Here is a 23,109-nt window from a genome sequence, read left to right as displayed (position 1 = left end):
CTTATTAAAAAATGAGAGATACCTCTCATTAGACCCGTTGATAATAAAACGTTACATTTGTTGGGTAACCTTGCGGGATGTTATGACGAACGCAAGACATAGCCGAAAACGTGGAAGTATTTCGATTAGGCTACGAATAAGCCCTAAACTATGTAAAACCAGACCTATCCGTTGACCTTACGGTGTGGAAACTGGGTAAGGAGAGCAATTATGACAGCAATGTTGTCAGGTGCAGAGATGGTTGTGCAATCTCTGATCGAAGAGAATGTATCGCAGATCTTTGGTTACCCTGGTGGTTCCGTTCTAGATATCTATGACGCGCTGCACGCCAAAACCGACCAAATTAAACACGTACTAGTAAGACATGAACAAGCCGCAACGCATATGGCCGATGGTTATGCTCGTGCTACCGGTAAGCCGGGTGTCGTACTAGTATGTTCAGGTCCTGGTGCGACCAATACAATTACTGGTATTGCGACCGCTTATATGGACTCTATCCCAATGATCGTTATCTCAGGTAACGTACCGAACAACCTGATTGGTAACGATGCATTCCAAGAATGTGACATTGTTGGTGTTTCTCGCCCAGTAGTAAAACACAGCTTTTTAGTAAAGAAAGCTGAAGACATCCCTGAAACCATCAAAAAAGCGTTTTACATTGCGACAACCGGTCGCCCTGGTCCGGTTGTGATTGATTTGCCAAAAGATGTAATGAACCCGCAAATCAAGCTGCCTTACCAGTACCCTGAAAGCATTTCGATGCGTTCGTACAAGCCAACGACTTCGGGTCACAAAGGCCAAATCAAGAAAGCACTAAAGTCTCTACTTGAAGCGAAAAAACCCGTGCTTTATGTTGGTGGTGGTGCTGTGATTTCTGGTGCACACGAGCACATCTTCGAATTAGCAGACAAACTTAACCTTCCTGTGGTGAGTACCTTGATGGGCTTGGGGGCATTCCCTGGCACGCACAAAAACTCGCTGGGCATGTTAGGTATGCACGGTACCTATGAAGCCAATATGGCAATGCATGAAGCTGACCTGATATTTGGTATCGGTGTTCGTTTTGATGACCGTACTACGAACAACTTAGAAAAATACTGTCCTAACGCGAAAATTATGCACATTGATATCGACCCTTCGTCGATCTCTAAAAACGTTAAAGTGGATTTACCAATCGTTGGTTCGGCAGAAAAAGTTCTGACAACCATGTTAGGTTTGTTGGCAGAGCAAGATGCTTCAAACGACGAAGAAGCTATTCAGACTTGGTGGGATGATATAAATGTATGGCGTGATCGCCAGTGCTTAGCCTATGAAACCTCTTCAGAGATTATTAAGCCTCAGCAAGTTATTGAAACTCTACATAAACTGACACATGGTAATGCTTATGTGGCTTCAGACGTAGGTCAGCATCAGATGTTTGCTGCGCTCTACTACCCATTTAATAAACCGCGCCGTTGGATCAACTCTGGTGGTTTGGGCACGATGGGTTTTGGTCTTCCTGCGGGTTTGGGTGTTAAATTTGCGATGCCGGAAGAAGAAGTGGTCGTTGTCACGGGTGACGGCAGTATTCAAATGAACATTCAAGAGCTGTCTACCGCAATGCAGTACGACATCCCGGTGAAGATCATCAACCTGAATAACCGATTCCTCGGTATGGTAAAGCAGTGGCAAGACATTATTTACCAAGGTCGTCACTCAAATTCATACATGAGTTCTGTTCCTGATTTTGCAGCGATCGCAGAAGCTTATGGTCACGTTGGTATTCGTATCGAAACACCAGATCAGCTCGAAGCTGGTCTACAAAAAGCACTTGATATGAAAGACCGCCTAGTGTTCGTTGACATTAACGTTGATGAAACTGAGCACGTTTACCCTATGCAGATTAAAGGTGAGGGTATGGACAAAATGTGGCTAAGCAAAACGGAGAGAACTTAATATGAGACACATTATTTCATTGCTATTGGAAAACCAACCAGGTGCTTTGTCTCGCGTTGTAGGCTTGTTCTCTCAGCGTGGTTACAACATTGAATCTTTGACGGTTTCCCCTACGGATGACGAAACCCTTTCTCGTATGAATATCACAACGACATCAAACGAGATGCAACTTGAGCAGATTCAAAAACAGCTACATAAGTTAATTGATGTGCTAAAAGTTCAGGAAGTGACAGAGCTTGAGCACCTTGAACGTGAGCTGATGATGGTGAAAGTCAAAGCGAGTGGCTTTGCTCGTGCTGAAGTTAAACGCACAGCAGACATCTTCCGTGGACAGATTGTCGATGTCACTGCTTCTCAATATACCGTTCAGTTGGCAGGAACCAGTGAGAAACTGGATGCGTTTATTAAGGCGATTTCGGAAGTTACTGAAGTAGTGGAAGTCGCTCGCAGTGGGGTAGTTGGCATTGCGCGTGGCGAGCGTGCACTGAAGCCTTAACGCTAACGGATACCCTTATACCAAGAAAAGCCACCGTAAAATCGGTGGTTTTTTTATTTTGGTGCCAATCAATAGGTGAATCAATTTCGTTAGAATCAAAAACAAAAAGAGGGCCGAAGCCCTCTTTTTTATTATCTTGTAAACGTTACGGATTAAAGAACGTGTACAGATGCAGTGTTTGTAGTACCTGAAGCAACTAGAGCACCAGAAACCATCACAACGATGTCGCCTTTGTTACCTAGGCCAGACTCTAGAGCAAGCTCTTTACCTGTCACGTAGAACGCGTCAGTGTTTGCGATAGAGTCAACAACGATTGGAGTAACACCTTTAGTTAGAACAAGCTGTGCAGCTGTCTTAGTGTTAGTTGTTAGTGCTAGGATGTTTGCAGTTGGGAAGTACTTACGTACTGAACGTGCAGACTTACCACCTTCAGTTGCAACAACGATCAGTGGAGCAGCCAGTTTCTCAGCTGTGTCTACTGCGCCTTTACATACTGCTTCAGTAATGCGTAGACGTGGGCTGTCTAGACGAGAACCTAGCTCAGCTTTAAGCGCTGAATCAGTGCGGTTCGCGATTTGAGCCATGATAGTTACTGCTTCAACAGGGTATTTACCTTTCGCTGTTTCACCAGAAAGCATTACTGCGTCAGTACCATCCATTACTGCGTTAGCAACGTCGCCTGCTTCCGCACGAGTAGGACGTGGGTTGTTGATCATAGAATCAAGCATTTGAGTTGCAGTGATAACCATCTTACGTGCACGGTTACACTTCTCGATCATCATTTTCTGAGCGAAGATTACTTCTTCTGCTGGGATTTCAACACCTAGGTCACCACGTGCAACCATGATACCGTCAGAAAGCTCTAGGATCTCGTCGAAGTTATCAACACCTTCTTGGTTTTCGATCTTAGAGATGATGTGGATGTTCTCGCCGCCGTTTGCAGCAAGTACTTCACGGATTTCTTGAACGTCAGAAGCTTTACGGATGAAAGAAGCTGCAACGAAGTCTACGCCTTGCTCACAACCAAACTTAAGGTCGTTCTTATCTTTTTCAGATAGAGCTGGTAGGTTTACAGAAACGCCAGGTAGGTTAACACCTTTGTTTTCGCCTAGTGCACCGTTGTTAAGTACTTTACATTTAACTTCAGTTTCAGTAGTTGCGATAACTTCCATCTCGATTAGACCATCGTCTACAAGGATAGTGTTACCAGCGCTTAGGTCTGCTGCGAAACCAGCGTAAGTCACTGCTACAGTGTCTTTGTTACCAACAACTGAAGTGTCAGTTGTGAAAGTGAATTCTTGACCAGCAACTAGATCAACGTCGTTACCGCCTTCTAGTTTGATAGTACGGATTTCTGGACCTTTAGTATCAAGAAGGATTGCCAGTTGTTTGCCAGTTGCTTCCATTACTTGGCGGAAGTTCGTAATACGAGTGCCGTGCTCTTCATAGTCTCCGTGAGAGAAGTTAAGACGCATTACATTCATGCCTGCGTTTACTAGCTCAGTTAGCTTCTCTACAGATTCAGTTTTAGGGCCAATCGTACAAACGATTTTGGTCTTTTTCATGGAAGATACTCTCCGGTAAGTATAGTTACAATTTGAAAGTCGGTTATTTACTCTGAAGTCAGGGCGTATTTGATGACATTTTGTGCCTGTCACCCACCGATTTTCCGCCACATTATTGAACTTCAGATTCTGAAAGTCTTTCACCAAGTTTAGTCATTTTATGACTTAAAGAATGGTGATTTTGGTTACCTTTTTGTGACCAATCCCACTTTATATGCAGAAAGTTGCAAAAAAATAGCCTTCATTTCTGTAATTTATTTTCTTTTCGGTGGCGAATTCTACCACCGAATGAATCCAATATCACTGTTTAAGAATTGTCTTAGGACAAGGTTTTATCGAGAAATATTAATTTTTTGGATCGAAATAAATGGACTTGAAAGTTTCGTTTTGACTATAATAACTTTCGAAACGAAACTTAAAATCAAAACGTAAATGTCGAAACGAAACACTCAACTAAGAAGACACGCTATTTCTCACCTAGTTTCTGAGCTGGGCGAAGTCAGTGTGGATGAACTCGCTCATCAGTTTGAGACCTCTGAAGTCACGATTAGAAAGGACTTAGCTTCTTTGGAGAAAAATGGACAGCTTTTGCGTCGTTATGGTGGCGCGATCGCGATCCCGACGGAAGTTATCCATGAAGAATTGAGTCCAAATGTTTCGACTCGAAAGCTAAACTTAGCCAAAGCTGCCGCATCACTGATCCGAGACCACAATCGCATTGTTATCGACAGTGGCAGTACGACCGCAGCATTAATACAGCAGTTAAACGACAAGCGTGGCTTAGTTGTGATGACTAATTCATTGCATGTGGCGAATGCGCTTAATGAGCTGGAAAGTGAACCTACGCTGCTGATGACCGGGGGAACCTGGGACACGCACTCTGAATCTTTTCAAGGCAAAGTCGCTGAGTCTGTTTTAAGAGCTTATGACTTTGACCAGCTTTTTATCGGTGCTGACGGTATCGACCTAGATCGCGGAACCACCACATTTAATGAGCTGGTCGGCTTAAGTAATGTGATGGCGGAAGTCTCCCGCGAAGTCATCGTAATGATTGAATCTGAAAAAATCGGCCGCCGTATTCCGAACCTTGAACTCGCCTGGCAACAGATTGATGTGCTGGTGACCGATGCGGATATACAAGCTGAGCATAAATCACAGATTGAACAGCATGGCGTGAAAGTCATTTGCGCCTAACAAACTCATATTCAAACTAACATTTTTAAATTTACTTCCCTCATGTACGGGCCTTTGCTTGCTGCCTCTATATGAAATCATGGCTAGGGAAGAACAAAACTAAAATCGGAGAGAAACACATGTGTGGAATCGTAGGTGCAGTGGCACAACGAGATGTTGCAGAAATTTTGGTCGAAGGTCTACGCCGTTTGGAATACCGTGGCTATGATTCTGCGGGCGTGGCGATCGTCGATGCAGAAACTAATCTGACTCGCGTTCGTCGTCTGGGCAAAGTGCAAGAGCTGTCTGATGCGGTTGATCAAGAGAAAGTCATTGGTGGCACTGGTATTGCGCACACGCGTTGGGCGACACACGGTGAGCCATCGGAAATCAACGCGCACCCACACATGTCAGGTGATATTAGTGTTGTTCATAACGGTATCATCGAAAACTACGAAGAACTGCGTGAAATACTTCGTGAGCGTGGTTACGTATTTGAATCTCAAACTGACACTGAAGTAATTGCACATCTCGTTGAGTGGGAACTTCGCACGTCAGAAACGCTGCTTGAAGCGGTACAAAAAACAGCTAAGCAATTGGAAGGCGCTTACGGTACTGTCGCTCTGGATCGTAAAGATCCTTCTCGCATTGTTGTTGCTCGCTCTGGTAGCCCGATTGTTATCGGCTTTGGTGTGGGTGAAAACTTCCTAGCTTCAGACCAGTTGGCATTGCTTAACGTTACTCGCCGTTTTATGTACCTAGAAGAGGGTGATGTAGCAGAAATTACTCGCCGTGAAGTGACTGTTTACGATAACACTGGTGAGCGTGTAGAACGTGAAATCACGGAGTCTAACGCCGAGCACGATGCGGGCGATAAAGGCCAATACCGCCACTTCATGCAGAAAGAAATCTACGAGCAGCCAAAAGCGCTAATCAACACCATGGAAGGCCGCATTACTGCAGATTCTGTTGTCACTGACGCAATTGGTGTGAACGCTTCAGATATCTTAAGCCGTGTAGAGCACGTTCAGATTGTGGCGTGTGGTACCTCTTACAATGCTGGTATGACGGCACGCTACTGGTTTGAAGATATTGCCGGCGTAAGTTGTGACGTAGAAATCGCATCTGAGTTCCGTTACCGCAAATTTGTGACTCGTCCAAACAGCCTTCTTATCACGCTATCTCAGTCAGGTGAAACTGCCGATACGCTAGCAGCGCTTCGTCTTGCGAAAGAGAAAGGCTACATGGCGGCAATGACCATCTGTAACGTGGCAGGTTCTTCTCTTGTTCGTGAATCTGATTTTGCGTTTATGACTCGCGCTGGTGTTGAAATCGGTGTGGCTTCTACCAAAGCCTTCACGACTCAGTTATCTGCACTGCTTATGCTGGTTACGGCTCTTGGTAAGCAACAAAACCGTGTTAGTAAAGAGAAAGAACAAGAGATCGTAGAAGCACTGCATGCACTACCAGAGCAAATCAACCAAGCGTTGTCTTTTGAGAAAGAGATCGAAGCGCTGGCAACGGATTTTGCTGATAAGCACCATACTCTGTTCCTTGGCCGTGGTGAATTTTACCCAATCGCGATGGAAGCGTCTCTAAAACTAAAAGAGATCTCTTACATTCACGCGGAAGCGTACGCAGCGGGTGAGCTGAAACACGGTCCGTTAGCGCTTATTGATGCTGATATGCCAGTAGTTGTCGTTGCCCCAAGTAATGATCTGCTTGAGAAGCTAAAATCAAACGTTGAAGAAGTTCGTGCACGCGGTGGTTTACTGTACGTATTTGCCGATGCAGATGCAGGTTTTGAAGGTGATGACACGATGAAGATCATCACAATGCCACACGTAAGCGAAATCACTGCAGCGATTTACTACACCATTCCAATGCAGTTGCTGTCTTACTACATTGCTTTGATCAAAGGTACTGACGTTGATCAGCCTCGTAACCTAGCAAAAGCGGTAACTGTGGAATAACACTACCCGTTACCAAGTGAATAAAAAAGCCACCTATTACGCAGCACGTGATAGGTGGCTTTTACTTTTATGCTCACTGACAAACTAGTACAAGCGACCCATCATGCGGTGAGTGAGACGGCTCTAGCAGTCCAAGCAATACTCTTGCTGACAGAGTCGATCGGAGTATTGAGTTTGAAAAACAGGATGTCGAAAGCAATCATTTGAAGCAGTTGTGGCGTGACCATACCCTGCGGCTTGTGCGCTTCGGAAAGCAGTCTTACTTGTTTTGAGATAATTCTGCCAGCAATAACTAAAAATAATAAGCGCGATATAAAGCGTGCTCGAAGCGAAAGTAGAGTTTAAGAGTTAAAAAGGACTTTCCTTGCCCAGTTCATTACAGATTTCCACAATGGCGAGGGAAAGTCCTGATTTGATGATTTGTTGTTGGCGCTGAAGTTGGAGCTGATAGAACTCCAGATCGATGTCATCATCCGGTTCATTTACTTCCAGTTGCACCATGCCCATTTTCTTTACCAGATGAAGCTTTTTGATTGGGTCTAGAATGATTGGGTCAGTGAAATCATAGTCGGATGCGTCGCTGTTGAGCTGGTTTTTGAGCTTAATGATATCTTCGATATCGTGGTAAATATCGTCAGGTAATACGCCCAAGCCAAACAATAATTTTAGACGAACAGATAGATCGCCCAGTGGGCCTGAGTCTTGTAGTAGCGGGCCGACAACGGACTGGACAGCGAAGTTATCTTTACGAAAGATTCTTTGTATCAGCCCATCTATCGACTCGTTAAAGACGTCGACTGTGGCAATAAAGAAGCCTCGTACCGATGGGGCACTGTTAAGTCGTTCAATGATCTCGGTTTCGTTGATGTTATCTGCCATATACTGAGTAGTTGTTAAATCTTTATTGTAAGGGGAGCATCGCCCCCCTTGAGTTAATCACAGCTGGTTGTAGAGTGTCTCAATGTGAGCCACTTCAGCACTGTCTTCTGCAAGACCTGTGTATTTCGCGACCGTTGGCTTCACGTCGACTTCTTTTAATGAAGTTTGTAATTCAACCGCTTGAGGGTCGGTGTCGTTAGTATACTTCAACGCCGCCGCAATCCCTTTTAAAAGTGTTTGGTTTTCAGTGCCATATTCGATTGTACCGAGTAATGGCTTCACTAATCTATCATTTGCACCTAATTTGCGAATTGGTTGACGTCCAACTCGGTCAACTTCATCAACTAAGTATGGATTGGCAAAGCGCCCCAGAATCTTCTCGATATAGGCATTGTGCATGTCTCGATCGAAACCATAACGACGAATCAGTACTTCACCACTTTCGATCATTGCTTGTTTTACTTCCGCCTGAATCTCAGGGTCTTCAATTGCTTCACGAATAGTGCGGTGTCCCTTCAAGCAGCCTAAGTAAGCCGTAATACAGTGACCAGTGTTTAGGGTGAACAGTTTACGTTCCACAAACGCCATCAGGTTGTCGGTCTTTTCCATCCCTGCGATATCGGGGATTTCGCCTTTGAATTGCTGCTCGTCAACAATCCACTCGCTGAAGCTTTCTACCGTCACTTCCAATGGATCATCGTTGGCCGCTTCTGCTGGTGGCACGATACGATCCACAGCGGAATCGACGAAGCCGACTAGCTCATCTGCTTTGGCGTGCAGTGATTGATCAAGATGCTTGTACACTTCGCCCTTTAAATGGGTCGTGCCGCGAACCATGTTCTCACAGGCGATGATGTTCAGTGGTGCTTCATTGCCCGCTTCGAAACGTTTAGTGATGCCAGTTGCAATGGTTTTCGCAATCATGTCCAGCACGTTTGGACCTACGGCGGTTGTCACCAAATCGGTTTTTACGATGCGGTCAATCACGTCTTCACTTGCTGAGTTTACTGCAGTGACATGCGTGACCGTGTCGATTTGGCATTCTGTGCCAACTACTTTAACTTTGTATTCTTGCTTATGACTGAGCTGGTCTACTAACGGGGCATCGACGTCAGCGAAAGTGACCTCGACGTCTGCGTCTGCTAATAGTTTACCGATGAAACCACGACCAATGTTACCAGCGCCAAAATGAACTGCATTTTTCATAACTGTTACCTACCAATGTCTGTAATATTGACTAACGAATCTAGAGTGAGGCCAACCGCATAGGGGGTGACAGCTGACCTCGGTTTGCTTAGGAGCAAATTAAGTGAAGTAATTAAGCGGCTTGTTCGCGGCCAAGGATGTTGAGGATCTCTTCTACATCCGCAGTGCTGGTTAGTTTCTCAATTGCTTCTGGCTCATCGAGCGCGTTCGTAATGGTGGTAATGACTTGGATGTGTTCATCATTCTTAGCGGCAATGCCGATAACCAGTTTCGCTATATCGTCTTCGTCTTCAGTAAATTGGATACCCGATGGGTATTGGCAGATAACAATGCCGGTCTTTTTAACGCGATCTTTCGCTTCAATCGTGCCGTGTGGCACCGCGATAGATTCGCCAAGGTAAGTAGGAACCAGTGCTTCACGATCAAACATTGCATCTACGTATTCTGGTTCAGCGTAGCCCAGTTCAACCAGCTTGTTGCCCGCAAAGCGAATTGCTTCTTCTTTGTTAGCTGCGCTTAAACCTAAGTGGATGTTTTCACGTTGAATCTGGAATACAGATGGTTGCTGTTGTTCAAAATTGTCGTCGTTTGCTGCAAGAACCGATACTTTTGCCATTTGATCGTCATTGGCAGATGAAGTTTGTGCCGCCAGCAGTTTAGTGACGAGTTGGTTGTACATTTCGCTGTCTAGGAAGTTAGTCAGAGAAATATGGTGTGCGTTAGGAGCATGCTTACGTGCACGAGCCGTCAAATCTTTATGAGTAATCACGATATCTGCACTCTCTGACAAGTTGTTAATAGCAAGGTTAGTGACGTGAATGTTCAAACCTGAGTCCTGAACTTTCTTGCGTAGCATGCTCGCACCCATTGCGCTCGAGCCCATGCCGGCATCACAAGCGACAATAATGCTTTGAACTGTCGCAAGGTCTACGTCGCCTTTGCTTTCACTGTTTACCGCTGCATTGTTTTTTGACGCAGATTTCATGCCTTTCATTTGTGAAGTTGCTTTTTCTAGCGCTGCTTTATCACCGTCTTCTTCTGTCGATGTTTGGGTCTTCATCAGTAGAGCTGCTACGGTGAAGGATACGCCCGCTGCCGCCGCGATAGAGGCTAGAACACCAACGATTGAGCCTTTTTGCGTCATCAATAGTACCGCGAAGATAGAACCAGGAGACGCTGGAGAAACGATACCTGCATTAAACATAGTGAGAACGAATACACCTGTCATACCACCTGCAATAGCCGCTAGGATGAGGCGAGGGTTCATCAGAATGTATGGGAAGTAAATCTCATGGATACCACCAAAGAAGTGGATGATAGAGGCACCACCGGCAGTCTGACGAGCGGTACCTTTACCAAACACCATGTACGCCAGAAGAATACCTAGACCAGGACCTGGGTTTGCTTCAATCAGGAAGAAAATAGATTGACCAGTTTCTGACGCCTGTTGAATGCCTAGTGGTGAGAAGATGCCGTGGTTGATTGCGTTATTCAGGAACAGGATCTTCGCTGGCTCAACAAAAATAGAAGTCAGTGGTAGAAGGTGCGCTGAGACAAGGAAGTTTACGCCTGCCGCCAAAGCACCAGAGAGTACTTTTACAAAAGGACCAATTAGGAAGAAAGCAAGAATGGCACACAGCATACCGATGATGCCTGCAGAGAAGTTGTTTACCAACATCTCAAAGCCACTTTTCACTTTGCCATCGATGTAGTTGTCGAATTTTTTAATCGCCAAGCCGCCCATTGGACCGACGATCATCGCTCCCATGAACATAGGGATGTCTGTACCGACAATCACGCCCATGGTAGTGATTGCGCCGACTACCGCACCGCGATCGCCGCCGACTAATTTACCGCCAGTGTAGCCGATAAGCAGCGGTAGCAAGTAGGTAATCATAGGACCAACCATTGAAGCCAAAGTCTCATTTGGCAACCATCCGGTTGGGATGAATAGTGCAGTGATAAAGCCCCACGCGATAAATGCGCCGATGTTAGGCATTACCATGTTAGACAGAAAGCGACCAAAATTTTGTATCTTGATCTTAGCATCTGGTGATATCATAACAATTCCCCGTTCGATGTTCTGATGAATATTGTTGTCGTAAACGGTTCGCCAAAACCGCTTGTTTGATTGTTTAGTACCCAATCAATTTATCACACAATTTCCAATTAGAACTGACAACGGGCTTTTCGTGATCTACACCCGCACTTCTTCAGATAAAAAGCATTTTTTAAGTGATGATGATCAATTTATTGACATGTAACTTAATAACAAAATGCAGGTTTTAAATCTGTCAATAAAAATATTAGTGATCAAATCGATCTTATTACAAATTTGAATTGAAAATATAATGTGATCAAAGTCACCTATGATTTATTTCTGGGGTCGAATTAAATGCTTGTGTCGATCAGTGTCACACTTTATCTTGGTTTGACTGTTTGCATAAATGTGATCTGTGTCTGGTTGTGGATTTTTTGAAATTTTGTAACGCGATATATTGCTCAATACCAGCACGTAGCGACTGATTGACTGAGTAAATGAGTGTGATGTCAGAAATGTCGGAAACTTTCGGTTATATTTCTTACAAATTAAAAGGATAGTGCACTGCTTGTATCAGCAATGCACTATTTCTCTGGTAAGTTATTTATCGAGGTGTTGTGCTAAATACGTTCGCGTATTTTCCAGTCCCATGTAACGTGCCAGTGTCTTTTCCGGCACTTCGCGTAAGTCCACCATAATTAATCCGTCTAGCGCGTTGTTAAAGGCAGGATCGACATTAAAGCACACCAGTTTGCCATTTAAGCTTAAGTACTGACGCAGTAAAACAGGAACCCCTTTTCCTTCGTCAATGCGATCGATGACACGAGATAATAGCTGCAAATCGCCTAATGCGGTCAGCATGCTGGTGTTCCAGTTCAGGTTAGTTTCCGGTAGCGGGTTGGACGGCGTAACATACTCTGCACAGGTGTTGTCGTAGTGATGAAGTGTCATCGACTGAGCCAATAACTGACGAGCGGTCTGGCTGTAGTCGTTACTTATGCTGACCGGGCCAAACAGGTGAGTGTACTCTGGGTTTCTATGTACGAATGTCGCAATGCCTTTCCAAAGCAGTAGTAGGGCACTCATGCTCTTTTGGTATTGTTCCGCAATTACCGAGCGTCCCATCTCAATCGATTTACCCATCTTGTCGAGAAAGCGCTGGTCATAGTTAAATAGGGTGCGAGAGTACAATCCTTCAACACCATGTTTGGCGAGTAATCTATCCACTAATCCCAGACGATAAGCGCCTACCATGCATTGATTTTCCCGATCCCAGACAAATAGGTGCAGGTAATCATGATCGAAATGATCGATATCGATCGCTTGCCCTGTGCCTTCGCCCACCTGACGAAAGTTGTATTCACGTAGACGACCGATTTCATGCAGTAGAGATGGGATCTGATAAGCGGATGTGCAGTAGACCTCAAACTCTCCACTTTCAAGAAGTTTGGCTTCTGGAGGTAAGTTGTGCAGCTCATCGAGTAATTGGCTTATTGGTAACCCTGCCGCAATGGGCAGTAATTCATTCGTCGATGCGGTTTGCCCAGGAGTGCTGGGGGCACGGTTAAGCAGGTAGGTATTGAGCCTCAAATAATTGACCACCTTATCATCACTAAGGTTATTCAGCTCTTTAAATTTAATCGCCTGGCCAAACGATAGCTCAATTGTTTGAGCATTCTTATTAAGCAGCTCTCTACCCAGCATTAACGTTCGTAGCAAAGGATGGATTTTTCCGGCCATATAAAAGCGTTTAGAGTTTTGCCCGTTAATAAATACGGGGACTGTCGTTGCTTTGTTTTTACGAATTAAGGTACTGACACTGCGGCTCCACTCTTTATCTTCTAATCGTTGTTGCTTTGGATCAACCAGTTGGGAAACCTCACCCGCTGGGAAAACTAACAGCAATCCGCCGTTAGCTAGGTGTCTGTTCGCCGCGCGTAGTGCTTTCATGTTGGACTTGACCGCGTCTTTGCCTTCAAACACATCCACACCAATAAACAACTGGTCGAGTTCCGGGACGGTTTTAAGGTATTGATTCGCGAGGATTTGGATGTCATCTCGAACCATCAGCAGTAATTCAGCCAGTATGACGCCTTCGACGCAGCCGAGAGGGTGGTTGGCAACAATGACGGTGGGGCCTTGTTTTGGAACGGCATCGAGTGAGCCATGAGCAATTCGGTAATCGATACCTAAAATCGAGAGTGTGAAGCGTAAGAAGGTTTGAATGTCTGCATTAACGGGTCTTTGCGCATAGAACTTATCGAGTTGGCTTAATCCCGTTGCCCATTCAGCGACGTTTTCACCAATGCCAAAAGGCGTTTTACGAGGGAGACGAAAAGGGGTAGTGCTATCCATATTTACCTCAGCGTGCAAGTTGCTAACTGGATAGTAGGAATTGCAGATGACAGTTCAGCGGCAAAACAGTGAGTCTTTAGTGACAAAAGGGTGACGGTTTATTGAATGGCAAGGTGAGATTAAGAAAGAGGCGGCCTTGGTGTGGATATACAAGATTTGATGACTTGCCTTAGCCGAGCGGCGAAGAGGTTGGCAGATCTTTCAACAAATTAATATTCGACTGAGCAAAAATAAAAGCCGCTCACACTGGGGTGAGCGGCTTTCTCTATTCTATTGAGGAGATTTACAGAATCGGGTTGATGTCTTGTTCTGTATGTTCACCCTCTACTACTTCAACAGGCGTATAGTGCTGGTACATTAAGAAACCGTCGTCAGAAGTTTCATGGCTATCCGGACTGTCAATGTACGCAGTACATGTGTAGCCAATCGTGTAAGTTCCTGGGCCAATAAAACCAAACTCGTAATCGTACGTTACATTACCAAGTTCATCTTCTGTTTCGTTGACGTCAGCAATGGCTACTGGAGTATTAAATGGTGCAGGTGCGCCTAGATCGCCCATTGTGCTGCGATCCATCTCACCAGCATAGAGATAAACAGAGTGTACAGCTGGAACATCGTTAATTGCGTTCCAATCTACGCTATCTGACACACATGCGTTGTATTGTACAGAACTGACTGTTCCACCAATATGACCAGCCTCAGATGCGTTCACTAAGCTCACTGCATTCGAGTTCATGTTCATGTGATCCTGACCGGTTGGGTCTGCCAGACCTTTACGCAAATCAAACTCAACCACGTAGCTGTTATGACCTGTATGTACTGTTACGTATTGACCTTTCTGCGAGAACTTCAGGCGGCCCTGATCGCTGGTGTCTGGCTTAGCGCCATAACAGCTACCACGGCTGTTCACTACAAGGCCTTTCACCGAGCCATCTGTTTTTTCGACGTAAGAAAGCGTCGTGTCGTTCATCTGTTTGCCATCTTTTGCGTACACACACATTGCGTAGTCACCCGGTGCAATGGTTTGCTCACTGATGATGGTTTCAGCGTTACTGCCTTGATACTGCATTAGGTCTACTTGACGTAATGCACCGTCTTCACTGACGTTCATAATAATAGCGTCGCCAGTTTTAACACCTGTTTCAGGATCAAACGGGATTAAAACCACATCTTCAAATGCTAAAACGACTTTATTGGCATCATCGACAGGAGCATCGGAAACCGCAAGAGAAAAAGTTGCTGCTTCTGTATCGGATGAAGAGTCACCGCCATTACAGCCAGTCAGTAAAAGACCACCTGAAATCGCGAGGATAGGGTAGGTGTATTTTTTCATATTTCCTCTTTCGTTCACATTGCTGATAAATGTAAAGTTTAGTCTTAAAAACGAGAAAGAATGTCATCATAGGGTGATAAGAGGGTAAATTATCAATATCATTACAAAGGCGAGTTATAGGATTTATATTGGGTCTTGAGTCTTCCCTCTCTCTGAAATATTAAGTTATAATTTTCTTTTTTTTTGAACATTATTAACTAGCCTGAGCTCAATCACCATAGCTAGACAGCTAGACTCCTCCCATTACAATGTTATTTTTTTGACGGATTAAATTTAAATAAAAGAAAAAACTCATATTTTTTAAATTTATTACGCAACTATAGGATTGCAACAAAAACTCAACTATATTTACAGACTGTGTAAAATTAGGAGTGCGTATGTTTACTGTTGAATATTCAACGTGTGGTGGCGTTACAATAAGCAACAAAACTAGCTATGTAACCCTAGAGTTTTTATTGCAGCCAATATGCCTCCCTAAATCTAGAGAAACTATCTATTACGAATGCCTCTCAAGAGTAATTAATGAATCTGGGGAGACATTAAATAGCGAATCTTTCTTCGATAATATTGATGATGAATTCATTAAGACTGTTTTTCTACTACAGATGGAATATTTTAGTAATATAAGAACATCTAAAGGTATTTTTTTAAACTTAACTCTATCTTCATTAGAAGATGATGACTTTGTAGATAAGGTTATAAATAAAAACATTTATAATAAATTTCATATAGAAATAAATGAAATAAACACTTCTATTAAGTATAGTAAAGTTCTAAAAAATATAAGACGACTTCAAAAGTTAGGTGTTTTTATCATTCTTGATGACTACTATGAAGAAAATATAGCGGCTCACTTATCTTTAGGGCTGATTGAGTGGGATTATATTAAAATAGATAGGTCATTTTTATTATACAACTCTGGTAATGATGATTGTTTAAAATCTCTTATTTTTGTATTGAGGCCTTATTGTAAACACGGTTTGATAATTGAAGGGGTCGAGACCTACTTCCAGAATGAATACCTTAAAAAATATAATATTTTAGCTCAAGGTTATTTCTACGCGAGGCCAAGAAAGGTGACCAAAGAAAGAGATAATCTTCAAGAGTCAGAGTTAATAAATACAGGATCAAAAGAAAATACTTATCATTGACATTTTAGAACGTGTGTAATCTGGATAGATTAGACACTTAACATCTAGGTAATACCCTCACGCAACCGATCTCATACTAAGAGTATTCGTGTGTTAGTATTGTTTAATCACACGAATGTATGTAAACTCTAATTTACTGTATGCTAATGAATTACAGCCCTTTTTATCACATTTTTTTGTCTATTCTTTAGCTGCAGATAATTTTTATAAGAATAAATTAAAGATATACAGGAATGAAAATGATTAGGAAAAGAGTTATAAATCTTAGTCCTAAAATTGAAGGCTCTATATTTACTCGCAATAGCCATATGATAAGCATCAATGGTGAGGGGATAATCTTTTATAATGGAGGGATAAAAAAAGTACAGCCTAATGTGGCCATTTTTATTCCACCTAATGTATTGGTGAGATTTTCATTAAAGTCTATATCTAAGAATGATCTAATTTTAACTACTTATCATGTCGCTGGTATGAATTTATCTTGTAGGCAAGAAAAGACAATTAATTTAATTAATGCCTATATTGAGATCAATATATTAGATTTAAATAATAAAGATACACTAATTGGATTGATAAATTTAGAGCTAGAGAAAATAAAGAATAATAAAGTTTTATGTAACTATGACCCTTTAGAAAAAAAGATTAATGAAATTATAAACAAAGATCTTAAAAGGAAATGGTCACTAGAAGATATCTGTAGTCTCACATACACCTCTAAATCAACCCTCACTAGAAAACTTAAAAACAGCCAAACAAGTATGGGGCAAATAATTTCAAATTCTCGATTAGAGTATGCGACGGTGCTTATAACTAATACTAGTTTGAGTGTGGATGAGGTTTCTAAGGAATCTGGGTTTAATAGCACTTCTTATTTTTGTAAAAAGTTTAAAGAAGCCCATGGGTTTAGTCCCAGGCAATTCCGAAAGATACTAGCAATGAATAAATAACAATCGTAGGCGATAAACTTTGTCTGGTTTATTAATTTTAAGCATATTGATTTCATAATACTATGGAGGTTTATTTAGACCAAAGGTCACCTAGTAAACCTCAAAAATACCACTTTATAATTATTGCAAAACCATTCACCACGATCAAAGCGCTATGACTAATGAGTTTTTTAATTTCGTTAAAAAAGTTCAACTTCCCGTCTGTTAATCAGTGTGGAAGGGAATGTGCTGAAACACACCTCTATCATTATTACTGACACTTCTAATTATTTAAGATGAATTTTTTTGTGATTAGTTACTGATCTAAATTAAGACTAAATTGACTCTAATCAAGCTAACGGCTCGGTTAGAGGAGTATGTTGGTATGACATACTGCTAAAAGGAAGTAGTGCCATGATATACAAATATTTTTTTCGAGAGATATTGGGTTTAGCCATTGTGGTCTGTGTTGTTTTCGGAGTGTTAGGTGTACTGCTGGAGCTTTTTGCTCTAACAGCGTATTTTGAGCATCAAGATTCCATTGCTCATGTTTTTTTCCATGAGTCGTTATATTTTGTTATTTTCTTCATCCCGCCGTATTTTCTCTGGAAACGTATCAATCGCCCAGATTTAGTCGTAGCTAGGCAAAGTTACTTGGCGATGAAGCTTGAAGCAGAGCGTCGTCAATACGCTGATCATCTTTAAGCTTGTTTTGCCATTGACCTCAGATCAGTATCTCAAAAGCACAAAGGCTCATGGATGTTTCCACGAGCCTTTTTCAATATTGCCATAAAGTAATAGGCGAAAATGATGGCACAGTACTATAAAGAGCTGCGCTACTTATAAAGTTTAAAACGCTGGCTCAATCGTGCCCTTAAAGGTTTTATCCAAAAAGTCACGAATCTCCTGAGACTGGTAGATTGAAACGAACTTCTTGTACTCCTCTTTATTTTTATCTGCTTCGCGCGTTGCGATAACCATAACAGCCAGAGGTGCTTCTTTTGATTCTAAGTAGATCCCTTGTTTTTTGGGATCAAGCCCTGACGACATCACATAGTTCATAGTGATGGCTGCTGCATCGACATCGTGTAATGTTCTAGGCAGTTGAGCTGCATCGACTTCAACAAACTGAAATTCTTTTGGATTCTCTGTAATGTCTGTCAATGCCGCTTTATGACCGACACCAGCTCTTAACGTAATCAAACCCGCGTCAGCAAGCAGGAGCAGACCGCGGCCACCGTTGGTTGGATCATTAGGGATCGCGATGCGCGCACTCTTCGGTAGGTCTTCAAGAGATCGGAACTTGTTCGAGTACACTCCCATACGCATCAGAATAGATTGGCCGATAGAGATTAAGTGAGAGTTATGACTGTTGTTGAAGTTATCTAGAAACGGCTGGTGCTGATAGCTGTTGATGTCGATACTGCCATCACTCAATGCTGCATTTGGTGTTACGTAATCGGAAAACTCGACCACCTCGACTTTAAGTCCTTGTTTTTCTGCCTCCTTGGCAACCGCCTCTACAACTTGTGCGTGAGGGCCAACGGTTGCACCGACCTTAATAACTGAGTCTTCTTTTTGCCCACAGGCCGTTAAGCTGAATATTGCTATGAGAATAAAAGGTAACTGCTTAATTCGGCGAAAACTTTCCATAATAACTCCATTTATAATTTTAGACGTCTATATGGCTAATCTAACACAGATATAAAAGCCGTCAATGTTTGATCGCTCGGTCATCTTCTAATGTATTCGGCAGTAAGATTTCAGCTTCTGGATTTTGTTGCTGATAACGCCCATCTCCTTTACCTGCAGGGTTTCAGTTTTTAAAGAGGATGGGGTATTCAACTGGTAAATATAATAAAGGTAATTTATTCAATAAATTATGCATAAAGTCCCTAAAGTGGCGGTGGTTTTGGTCGATATACAAAATGAGACTTTAGTTCCATAATTTTTGGCAGTAATAATGGAAAGGAGGGCCATGTGTGACATTGAGCCTACACAACAACACCGCTGCTTTAGCAACACGACGTCACGTTGCTAATGCTTCTGATGATTTTAATTCTTCAATACTTAAACTTTCTTCGGGAAAAAAGATAAATAGTGCTAAAGATGATGCTGCTGGTTTACAAATAGCGAATCGATTACATGTACAAACTCGAGGGTTAGATATCGCAGCTAAGAATGTCAATGACGGAGTGGCCATAGTTCAGACTGCGGAGGGGTCTATGAAAGAAATGTCTTGTATTCTACAAGATATGAGAGACCATTCACTACAAGCGGCTAATGGGGCAAACTCAATAGCTGATAGGCAAGCTATTCAAAAAAATGTCCAGGCTTTAAAGGATGAGCTTCATAGCATCGCTAGCTCAGCTAACTTTGCGGGCACTAACTTGCTCGATGGCACATTTGGTAAGAAAGCACTTCAAGTTGGTTCCAATAATGAAACGATCCTGCTGGAACTAAAGGATATGCGTGCCTGCTCTTCATCTATGGGTGGAAAGATATTTATTGCACAAGAAGGCAAAGATGCTGACTGGGTTGTCGAGGAAGATAGCCACGAGCTCTGTATTGATTTCATCGATAGCACTGGGAACGATGTGAGCATCAATATCGAAGCTAAGATTGGAGATGATATTGAAGAACTTGCAACTTATATCAACGGCCAGCAAGAGTTTGTTACAGCATCGGTATCCGGTAGTGGTGAACTACAAATGTTTGTTGGTTCTGCTGTTGCAGAAGACGAGGTTTGTTTTTCTGGGTGCCTAGCTAGAGAATTTGATTTCGACAACGGCCGTAAGGCGATTGTTGAAAACATTGATGTGACAAATATGGGAGGAGCCCAGGAAGCTGTCGCTGTCATTGATTCTGCATTGAGTTATGTGGATGGACATCAAGCCGATTTGGGAGCACTTCAAAATCGATTTGATCGTATGCTCTCTAATTTAACTAACATGCATGAAAATATCAGTGCGTCAAAAGGAAGCCGTATCGATACAGATTTCGCAAAAGAAACAACTGAAATGACTCGAGCTAAAATTCTTCAACAATCTTCATCATCTATGTTAGCTCAAGCCAGGTTGATTCCAAATGCAGCTTTGAACCTTCTCAATGAATAGTGCATGGCTTTGAGTCTATATCTCAATTACGCGAGCTGGTTCTTGAGCCATTAGAGCATATCAGGTCTAACTGGGATCTTTATTGGGACGATTCAGAGTTAAAGTATATTGAGGAGGAAAACTCCTCAGCGAAAGAGCTTAATGAGCTAATATTGGAAATTTCTTCCGTTGAGCCTCCTGGTAATTACCACAGGCATGAAGATAAAGTTGCTAACAACTTTAGCCAAAACTCTTGGGCAAACATCGAGAAAAAGGAACGTTTATGTCCAAAAATAATTTATAAATTGTTTACTATAGCCCCTGCATTTGCCATTAAAGAAGCTCGCTCATTTCTGGCACACTGTCGGCTTGCGCTAGCAAGTATTCACATTCTGTTTGGATGAGTGACACACATAGCTCTATGTGTTCACGTTCCCCATCGTCGATTCCTTGAGCTTCGGTAAGTTCAATCGCTTCCTTCAGGGCATTTTTTATAGCACCAACGGTTTCTATCATTATGGAAGCCATTTTGGTGCCTGAATAGCCGAGCTGAGCGCCGAATTCAGCTAAATCATAGCTGGTGATCGGGCGTTTGAAGTTACCTTTCGGCGGATTTTGAAAGTCTTCGCTTTCCCAATCTCCAATCGACATCGCAAAATATTGAGGGATACTGGCGGCACGCCCCTCATCAGCAGACAATTTACCGCTTCGTGAGTTGCGTTTTGCTCCCTCTTGAGCGATAGCTTCTATGTTTACTAAATCATAAAAAGGGGTCAGTTCCAGGCCTTTAGGGGTGACGAAGAAGCTAATATTTTTACCGTGGGCATCGTAGTTTAGCGTTGCTAGATTAAAGAGCATCCATTGGGTAAGCTTTAGGTTGGTGATTACCGTGTCTATGGTTTTGACACTCAGTAGGCGTGGGAAAGAAACGCCATCACGCATATATACGCCATCGCCTTCATCCCCATTCTGACGCTCGTATTTGTAACCTGGGGGTAAGTCAGTCGCCTGACAGCCATCAATCACATGTTTTCGTTGAACGACATCACGAGCATCAATATAGGCACGATCGAACCGCTCTATTATCAGTGTCCTAGTCTTCCCAATGCGAGTTAACTCAACATTTGCGACGTCCACACCTACTAACTTGGCTAATGTCATACAAAAGAACTCATTAACAGCAATACATGGTGCTTTACCGCTTTCAAACTTCAGAATGTAGTTCGAACTTAATTTGCCTTCACCAAACCCCCATTCATCACCGCGCTTAAGTAAGTTTAACTTGTTTTGAACACCAGCAACCGAAAGGCGAACCTTACCGTCCCAATACACTAATGGCGCTAGATTTCGCTCTAGTCGTTCTATTAGTTCATCATCAGGTACAGATCTAAAACTGGTTTCCCCAGGTTCTGAGTCTGGAACTCGAAAAGACAATGCGCCAGATGTTTCCGCACCAAGCTTACGAATCAGCCCGAACGTGTTGCTTTTGGAGATAGTGGTGTTTTGTATCATCTCCTCAAAGGCTTCTCCTTCAGGAAGGAGATTTCTGAGGTAGTTCTCAATACTACGTGGCGAAGCCTGATCATCGAAAGGGATGTGTGGCGAAATTGGGAAACCAGTGTGTTTCCATTCATCTTCATAGATGAATGAGAATTCTGTCTCTGTTCCGACAGGAAGAATCAAACGACCAATTTTGGTATTCGTACCGATAAACACGTCTAACTGTTGTAACTTACTCATACCAACCGTCCTCACTGCTTCTCACGCTGTTTTCAGCTTTGGAGGTTATTTGGCTATGTGGACGAACAAATAGGTTTAAGTCGATAAGGCGTAACGACAGCCCTAAGATATCCATGAGGACGAGTACATTGGCAAAGGTGACACTGGTATCGCCTTTTTCTACCTTCATGACTGTTCTACGAGATAAATTGGCTTTTGAAGCGAGATCATCAATACGCCAGCCTCTATCGGTGCGCTTTGAGCGAATGGCGCTCCCCAGCGTTTCCATACTGAACTCGGTATTTAAATCAGGCATAGGTTGTGCCTTTACCATCTTACCTTTTTTCATAAGTGCCTTTTAATGTACTTTTGTCACTATTGGGTTCGTCTTGACATATAAGTTCACTATAACTCACTTTTGTAGTAACTGTATAAGAACTCATCTATAAGTGCAATTTAAGTTACTTATGGTTGGTTTGCGAGTTCAATACCTCTCTTTGTTCTCTATGAGAGATATTTATCAGCCAGAATGGCATATTTGGCAACAGCGTAGTATTCGGATTAGTATTGAAAGAAGACAGAGAAGAGTGCGTGATCGGGGCTTACCTGACCCATTACCCGACCCAAAATCGTTAGGTACAAAAAAAGTTAGTAAACACTACGCTTACTAACCTTCTAGAATATGGTGGCCCCTCCCAGACTTGAACTGGGGACCAATCGATTATGAGCGAAGGTCTGACGCAATCTCACTGCACCATCAACATAGAAACCCTGCCCTAAATCCACCAGAAAAATCATATCACCTGATTACCCGCATGATTTTACTGACGCCGACGACGGGAATTATTGAGTGTGATTAGTACGACGACGCCGACGAGGAAATGTAGAAAACTGTGTTGGAAAGACAGGAACGGTACCGGAAAAGACAGGAAAAAATCCCTAGGCGTAACAAGCAGCAAAACGAATTTATATTATTGAATTGTAAGAGCCCTTACTGGATTAGTCCGGTAGGGGCTTTCTTATTTATAGCTCAATGAAATAAAGGAGTTTCTATGAACCAACCCAAAAACAGCAGGAAGAATGCAGAAGTTGATACATCTAAAACCACACCAGAAGACAATCCATTCTCTACCATTGTTAAATTGCATCCAAAACTGATCCACTTCACCCCCTGATTTGCACTGAAAACTGATCCACATAATCTAACCTAATTCCTGCTGAGTCTGCGCAGGAGAATGTGGAGTGATTGACGTGTCATTATT

Annotated in this window: 18 protein-coding genes; 9 read left to right on the top strand and 9 right to left on the bottom strand. The window is 42.8% G+C overall.

Features of this window, described 5'->3' with window-relative positions; translation table 11 throughout:
• Positions 1 to 210: 210 nt before the first annotated feature.
• Positions 211 to 1,935 (top strand): acetolactate synthase 3 large subunit, encoded by a 1,725-nt coding sequence (locus L3V31_RS09370; RefSeq protein WP_237315816.1) that lies wholly within the window; start codon positions 211 to 213, stop codon positions 1,933 to 1,935.
• Between the two features lies 1 nt (position 1,936).
• Positions 1,937 to 2,431 (top strand): acetolactate synthase small subunit, encoded by a 495-nt coding sequence (ilvN, locus tag L3V31_RS09365; protein ID WP_014230733.1) that lies wholly within the window; start codon positions 1,937 to 1,939, stop codon positions 2,429 to 2,431.
• A 152-nt stretch (positions 2,432 to 2,583) separates the two neighbouring features.
• Here ilvN and pykF read toward each other — a convergent pair whose 3' ends face one another.
• Positions 2,584 to 3,996, bottom strand: coding sequence for a pyruvate kinase PykF (pykF, locus tag L3V31_RS09360; protein WP_237315815.1), 1,413 nt, complete (start codon positions 3,994 to 3,996; stop codon positions 2,584 to 2,586).
• Between the two features lie 432 nt (positions 3,997 to 4,428).
• On the opposite strand from pykF, the gene L3V31_RS09355 reads away from it, so the two are divergent.
• Together L3V31_RS09355 and glmS are read left to right on the top strand one after the other, a co-directional pair.
• On the top strand, positions 4,429 to 5,190 hold the full coding sequence (locus L3V31_RS09355) for a DeoR family transcriptional regulator (protein WP_237315814.1): 762 nt from the start codon (positions 4,429 to 4,431) through the stop codon (positions 5,188 to 5,190).
• Between the two features lie 119 nt (positions 5,191 to 5,309).
• Positions 5,310 to 7,142 carry a glutamine--fructose-6-phosphate transaminase (isomerizing) gene (gene glmS, locus L3V31_RS09350; RefSeq protein ID WP_237315813.1) on the top strand — a complete coding sequence of 611 codons (1,833 nt, stop codon included), beginning with the start codon at positions 5,310 to 5,312 and terminating at the stop codon, positions 7,140 to 7,142.
• A 348-nt stretch (positions 7,143 to 7,490) separates the two neighbouring features.
• On the opposite strand, the gene L3V31_RS09345 is transcribed toward glmS, so the two are convergent.
• The 5 genes from L3V31_RS09345 to L3V31_RS09325 form a co-directional block, all read right to left on the bottom strand.
• The gene (locus tag L3V31_RS09345; protein WP_237315812.1) at positions 7,491 to 8,021 is read right to left on the bottom strand and encodes an MltR family transcriptional regulator; all 531 of its coding nucleotides are present in this window, start codon (positions 8,019 to 8,021) and stop codon (positions 7,491 to 7,493) included.
• Between the two features lie 57 nt (positions 8,022 to 8,078).
• A complete protein-coding gene (locus L3V31_RS09340) occupies positions 8,079 to 9,227 on the bottom strand; it encodes a mannitol-1-phosphate 5-dehydrogenase (protein WP_237315811.1) in 1,149 nt (382 codons plus the stop codon).
• Between the two features lie 112 nt (positions 9,228 to 9,339).
• Positions 9,340 to 11,289 carry a PTS mannitol transporter subunit IICBA gene (locus L3V31_RS09335; RefSeq protein ID WP_237315810.1) on the bottom strand — a complete coding sequence of 650 codons (1,950 nt, stop codon included), beginning with the start codon at positions 11,287 to 11,289 and terminating at the stop codon, positions 9,340 to 9,342.
• A 579-nt stretch (positions 11,290 to 11,868) separates the two neighbouring features.
• A complete protein-coding gene (locus tag L3V31_RS09330; protein WP_237315809.1) occupies positions 11,869 to 13,623 on the bottom strand; it encodes a lysophospholipid acyltransferase family protein in 1,755 nt (584 codons plus the stop codon).
• Between the two features lie 283 nt (positions 13,624 to 13,906).
• Entirely contained in the window at positions 13,907 to 14,956 is a 1,050-nt protein-coding gene (locus L3V31_RS09325; RefSeq protein ID WP_237315808.1) for a DUF4382 domain-containing protein, read from the bottom strand.
• A gap of 377 nt (positions 14,957 to 15,333) precedes the next feature.
• Here L3V31_RS09325 and L3V31_RS09320 point away from each other — a divergent pair, with 377 nt between their 5' ends.
• From L3V31_RS09320 to L3V31_RS09310, 3 genes are all read left to right on the top strand, one after another.
• Entirely contained in the window at positions 15,334 to 16,107 is a 774-nt protein-coding gene (locus L3V31_RS09320) for an EAL domain-containing protein (protein ID WP_237315807.1), read from the top strand.
• A 239-nt stretch (positions 16,108 to 16,346) separates the two neighbouring features.
• Complete coding sequence (locus tag L3V31_RS09315) at positions 16,347 to 17,054, top strand: helix-turn-helix transcriptional regulator (RefSeq protein WP_237315806.1); 708 nt, start codon at positions 16,347 to 16,349, stop codon at positions 17,052 to 17,054.
• Between the two features lie 393 nt (positions 17,055 to 17,447).
• Entirely contained in the window at positions 17,448 to 17,738 is a 291-nt protein-coding gene (locus L3V31_RS09310; protein WP_237315805.1) for a D-fructose-6-phosphate amidotransferase, read from the top strand.
• A 144-nt stretch (positions 17,739 to 17,882) separates the two neighbouring features.
• On the opposite strand, the gene L3V31_RS09305 is transcribed toward L3V31_RS09310, so the two are convergent.
• The gene (locus L3V31_RS09305) at positions 17,883 to 18,686 is read right to left on the bottom strand and encodes a MetQ/NlpA family ABC transporter substrate-binding protein (RefSeq protein ID WP_237315804.1); all 804 of its coding nucleotides are present in this window, start codon (positions 18,684 to 18,686) and stop codon (positions 17,883 to 17,885) included.
• A gap of 329 nt (positions 18,687 to 19,015) precedes the next feature.
• Here L3V31_RS09305 and L3V31_RS09300 point away from each other — a divergent pair, with 329 nt between their 5' ends.
• The gene (locus L3V31_RS09300) at positions 19,016 to 20,149 is read left to right on the top strand and encodes a flagellin (RefSeq protein ID WP_237315803.1); all 1,134 of its coding nucleotides are present in this window, start codon (positions 19,016 to 19,018) and stop codon (positions 20,147 to 20,149) included.
• A gap of 312 nt (positions 20,150 to 20,461) precedes the next feature.
• Here L3V31_RS09300 and L3V31_RS09295 read toward each other — a convergent pair whose 3' ends face one another.
• Both L3V31_RS09295 and L3V31_RS09290 read right to left on the bottom strand, forming a co-directional pair.
• Complete coding sequence (locus L3V31_RS09295; RefSeq protein ID WP_237315802.1) at positions 20,462 to 21,868, bottom strand: HipA domain-containing protein; 1,407 nt, start codon at positions 21,866 to 21,868, stop codon at positions 20,462 to 20,464.
• Positions 21,861 to 22,196 (bottom strand): helix-turn-helix domain-containing protein, encoded by a 336-nt coding sequence (locus L3V31_RS09290; protein WP_237315801.1) that lies wholly within the window; start codon positions 22,194 to 22,196, stop codon positions 21,861 to 21,863. Before L3V31_RS09290 ends, L3V31_RS09295 begins: the two co-directional genes overlap by 8 nt.
• A gap of 703 nt (positions 22,197 to 22,899) precedes the next feature.
• Here L3V31_RS09290 and L3V31_RS22025 point away from each other — a divergent pair.
• Positions 22,900 to 23,022: a hypothetical protein gene (locus L3V31_RS22025; RefSeq protein WP_267135935.1), complete on the top strand. Its 123-nt coding sequence runs from the start codon at positions 22,900 to 22,902 to the stop codon at positions 23,020 to 23,022.
• Positions 23,023 to 23,109 lie beyond the last annotated feature (87 nt).

The organism is Vibrio sp. J1-1 (assembly GCF_021728395.1).
Classification (GTDB): Bacteria; Pseudomonadota; Gammaproteobacteria; order Enterobacterales; family Vibrionaceae; genus Vibrio.
This window is presented reverse-complemented; position numbering and strand designations above follow the sequence as displayed.

Excerpts from the sequence above, each read along its gene's own strand:
- L3V31_RS09370 (WP_237315816.1), top strand. The coding sequence starts at position 211 with ATGACAGCAATGTTGTCAGGTGCAGAGATGGTTGTGCAATCTCTGATC.
- ilvN (WP_014230733.1), top strand. The coding sequence starts at position 1,937 with ATGAGACACATTATTTCATTGCTATTGGAAAACCAACCAGGTGCTTTG.
- pykF (WP_237315815.1), bottom strand. The coding sequence starts at position 3,996 with ATGAAAAAGACCAAAATCGTTTGTACGATTGGCCCTAAAACTGAATCT.
- L3V31_RS09355 (WP_237315814.1), top strand. The coding sequence starts at position 4,429 with ATGTCGAAACGAAACACTCAACTAAGAAGACACGCTATTTCTCACCTA.
- glmS (WP_237315813.1), top strand. The coding sequence starts at position 5,310 with ATGTGTGGAATCGTAGGTGCAGTGGCACAACGAGATGTTGCAGAAATT.
- L3V31_RS09345 (WP_237315812.1), bottom strand. The coding sequence starts at position 8,021 with ATGGCAGATAACATCAACGAAACCGAGATCATTGAACGACTTAACAGT.
- L3V31_RS09340 (WP_237315811.1), bottom strand. The coding sequence starts at position 9,227 with ATGAAAAATGCAGTTCATTTTGGCGCTGGTAACATTGGTCGTGGTTTC.
- L3V31_RS09335 (WP_237315810.1), bottom strand. The coding sequence starts at position 11,289 with ATGATATCACCAGATGCTAAGATCAAGATACAAAATTTTGGTCGCTTT.
- L3V31_RS09330 (WP_237315809.1), bottom strand. The coding sequence starts at position 13,623 with ATGGATAGCACTACCCCTTTTCGTCTCCCTCGTAAAACGCCTTTTGGC.
- L3V31_RS09325 (WP_237315808.1), bottom strand. The coding sequence starts at position 14,956 with ATGAAAAAATACACCTACCCTATCCTCGCGATTTCAGGTGGTCTTTTA.
- L3V31_RS09320 (WP_237315807.1), top strand. The coding sequence starts at position 15,334 with ATGTTTACTGTTGAATATTCAACGTGTGGTGGCGTTACAATAAGCAAC.
- L3V31_RS09315 (WP_237315806.1), top strand. The coding sequence starts at position 16,347 with ATGATTAGGAAAAGAGTTATAAATCTTAGTCCTAAAATTGAAGGCTCT.
- L3V31_RS09310 (WP_237315805.1), top strand. The coding sequence starts at position 17,448 with ATGATATACAAATATTTTTTTCGAGAGATATTGGGTTTAGCCATTGTG.
- L3V31_RS09305 (WP_237315804.1), bottom strand. The coding sequence starts at position 18,686 with ATGGAAAGTTTTCGCCGAATTAAGCAGTTACCTTTTATTCTCATAGCA.
- L3V31_RS09295 (WP_237315802.1), bottom strand. The coding sequence starts at position 21,868 with ATGAGTAAGTTACAACAGTTAGACGTGTTTATCGGTACGAATACCAAA.
- L3V31_RS09290 (WP_237315801.1), bottom strand. The coding sequence starts at position 22,196 with ATGAAAAAAGGTAAGATGGTAAAGGCACAACCTATGCCTGATTTAAAT.
- L3V31_RS22025 (WP_267135935.1), top strand. The coding sequence starts at position 22,900 with ATGAACCAACCCAAAAACAGCAGGAAGAATGCAGAAGTTGATACATCT.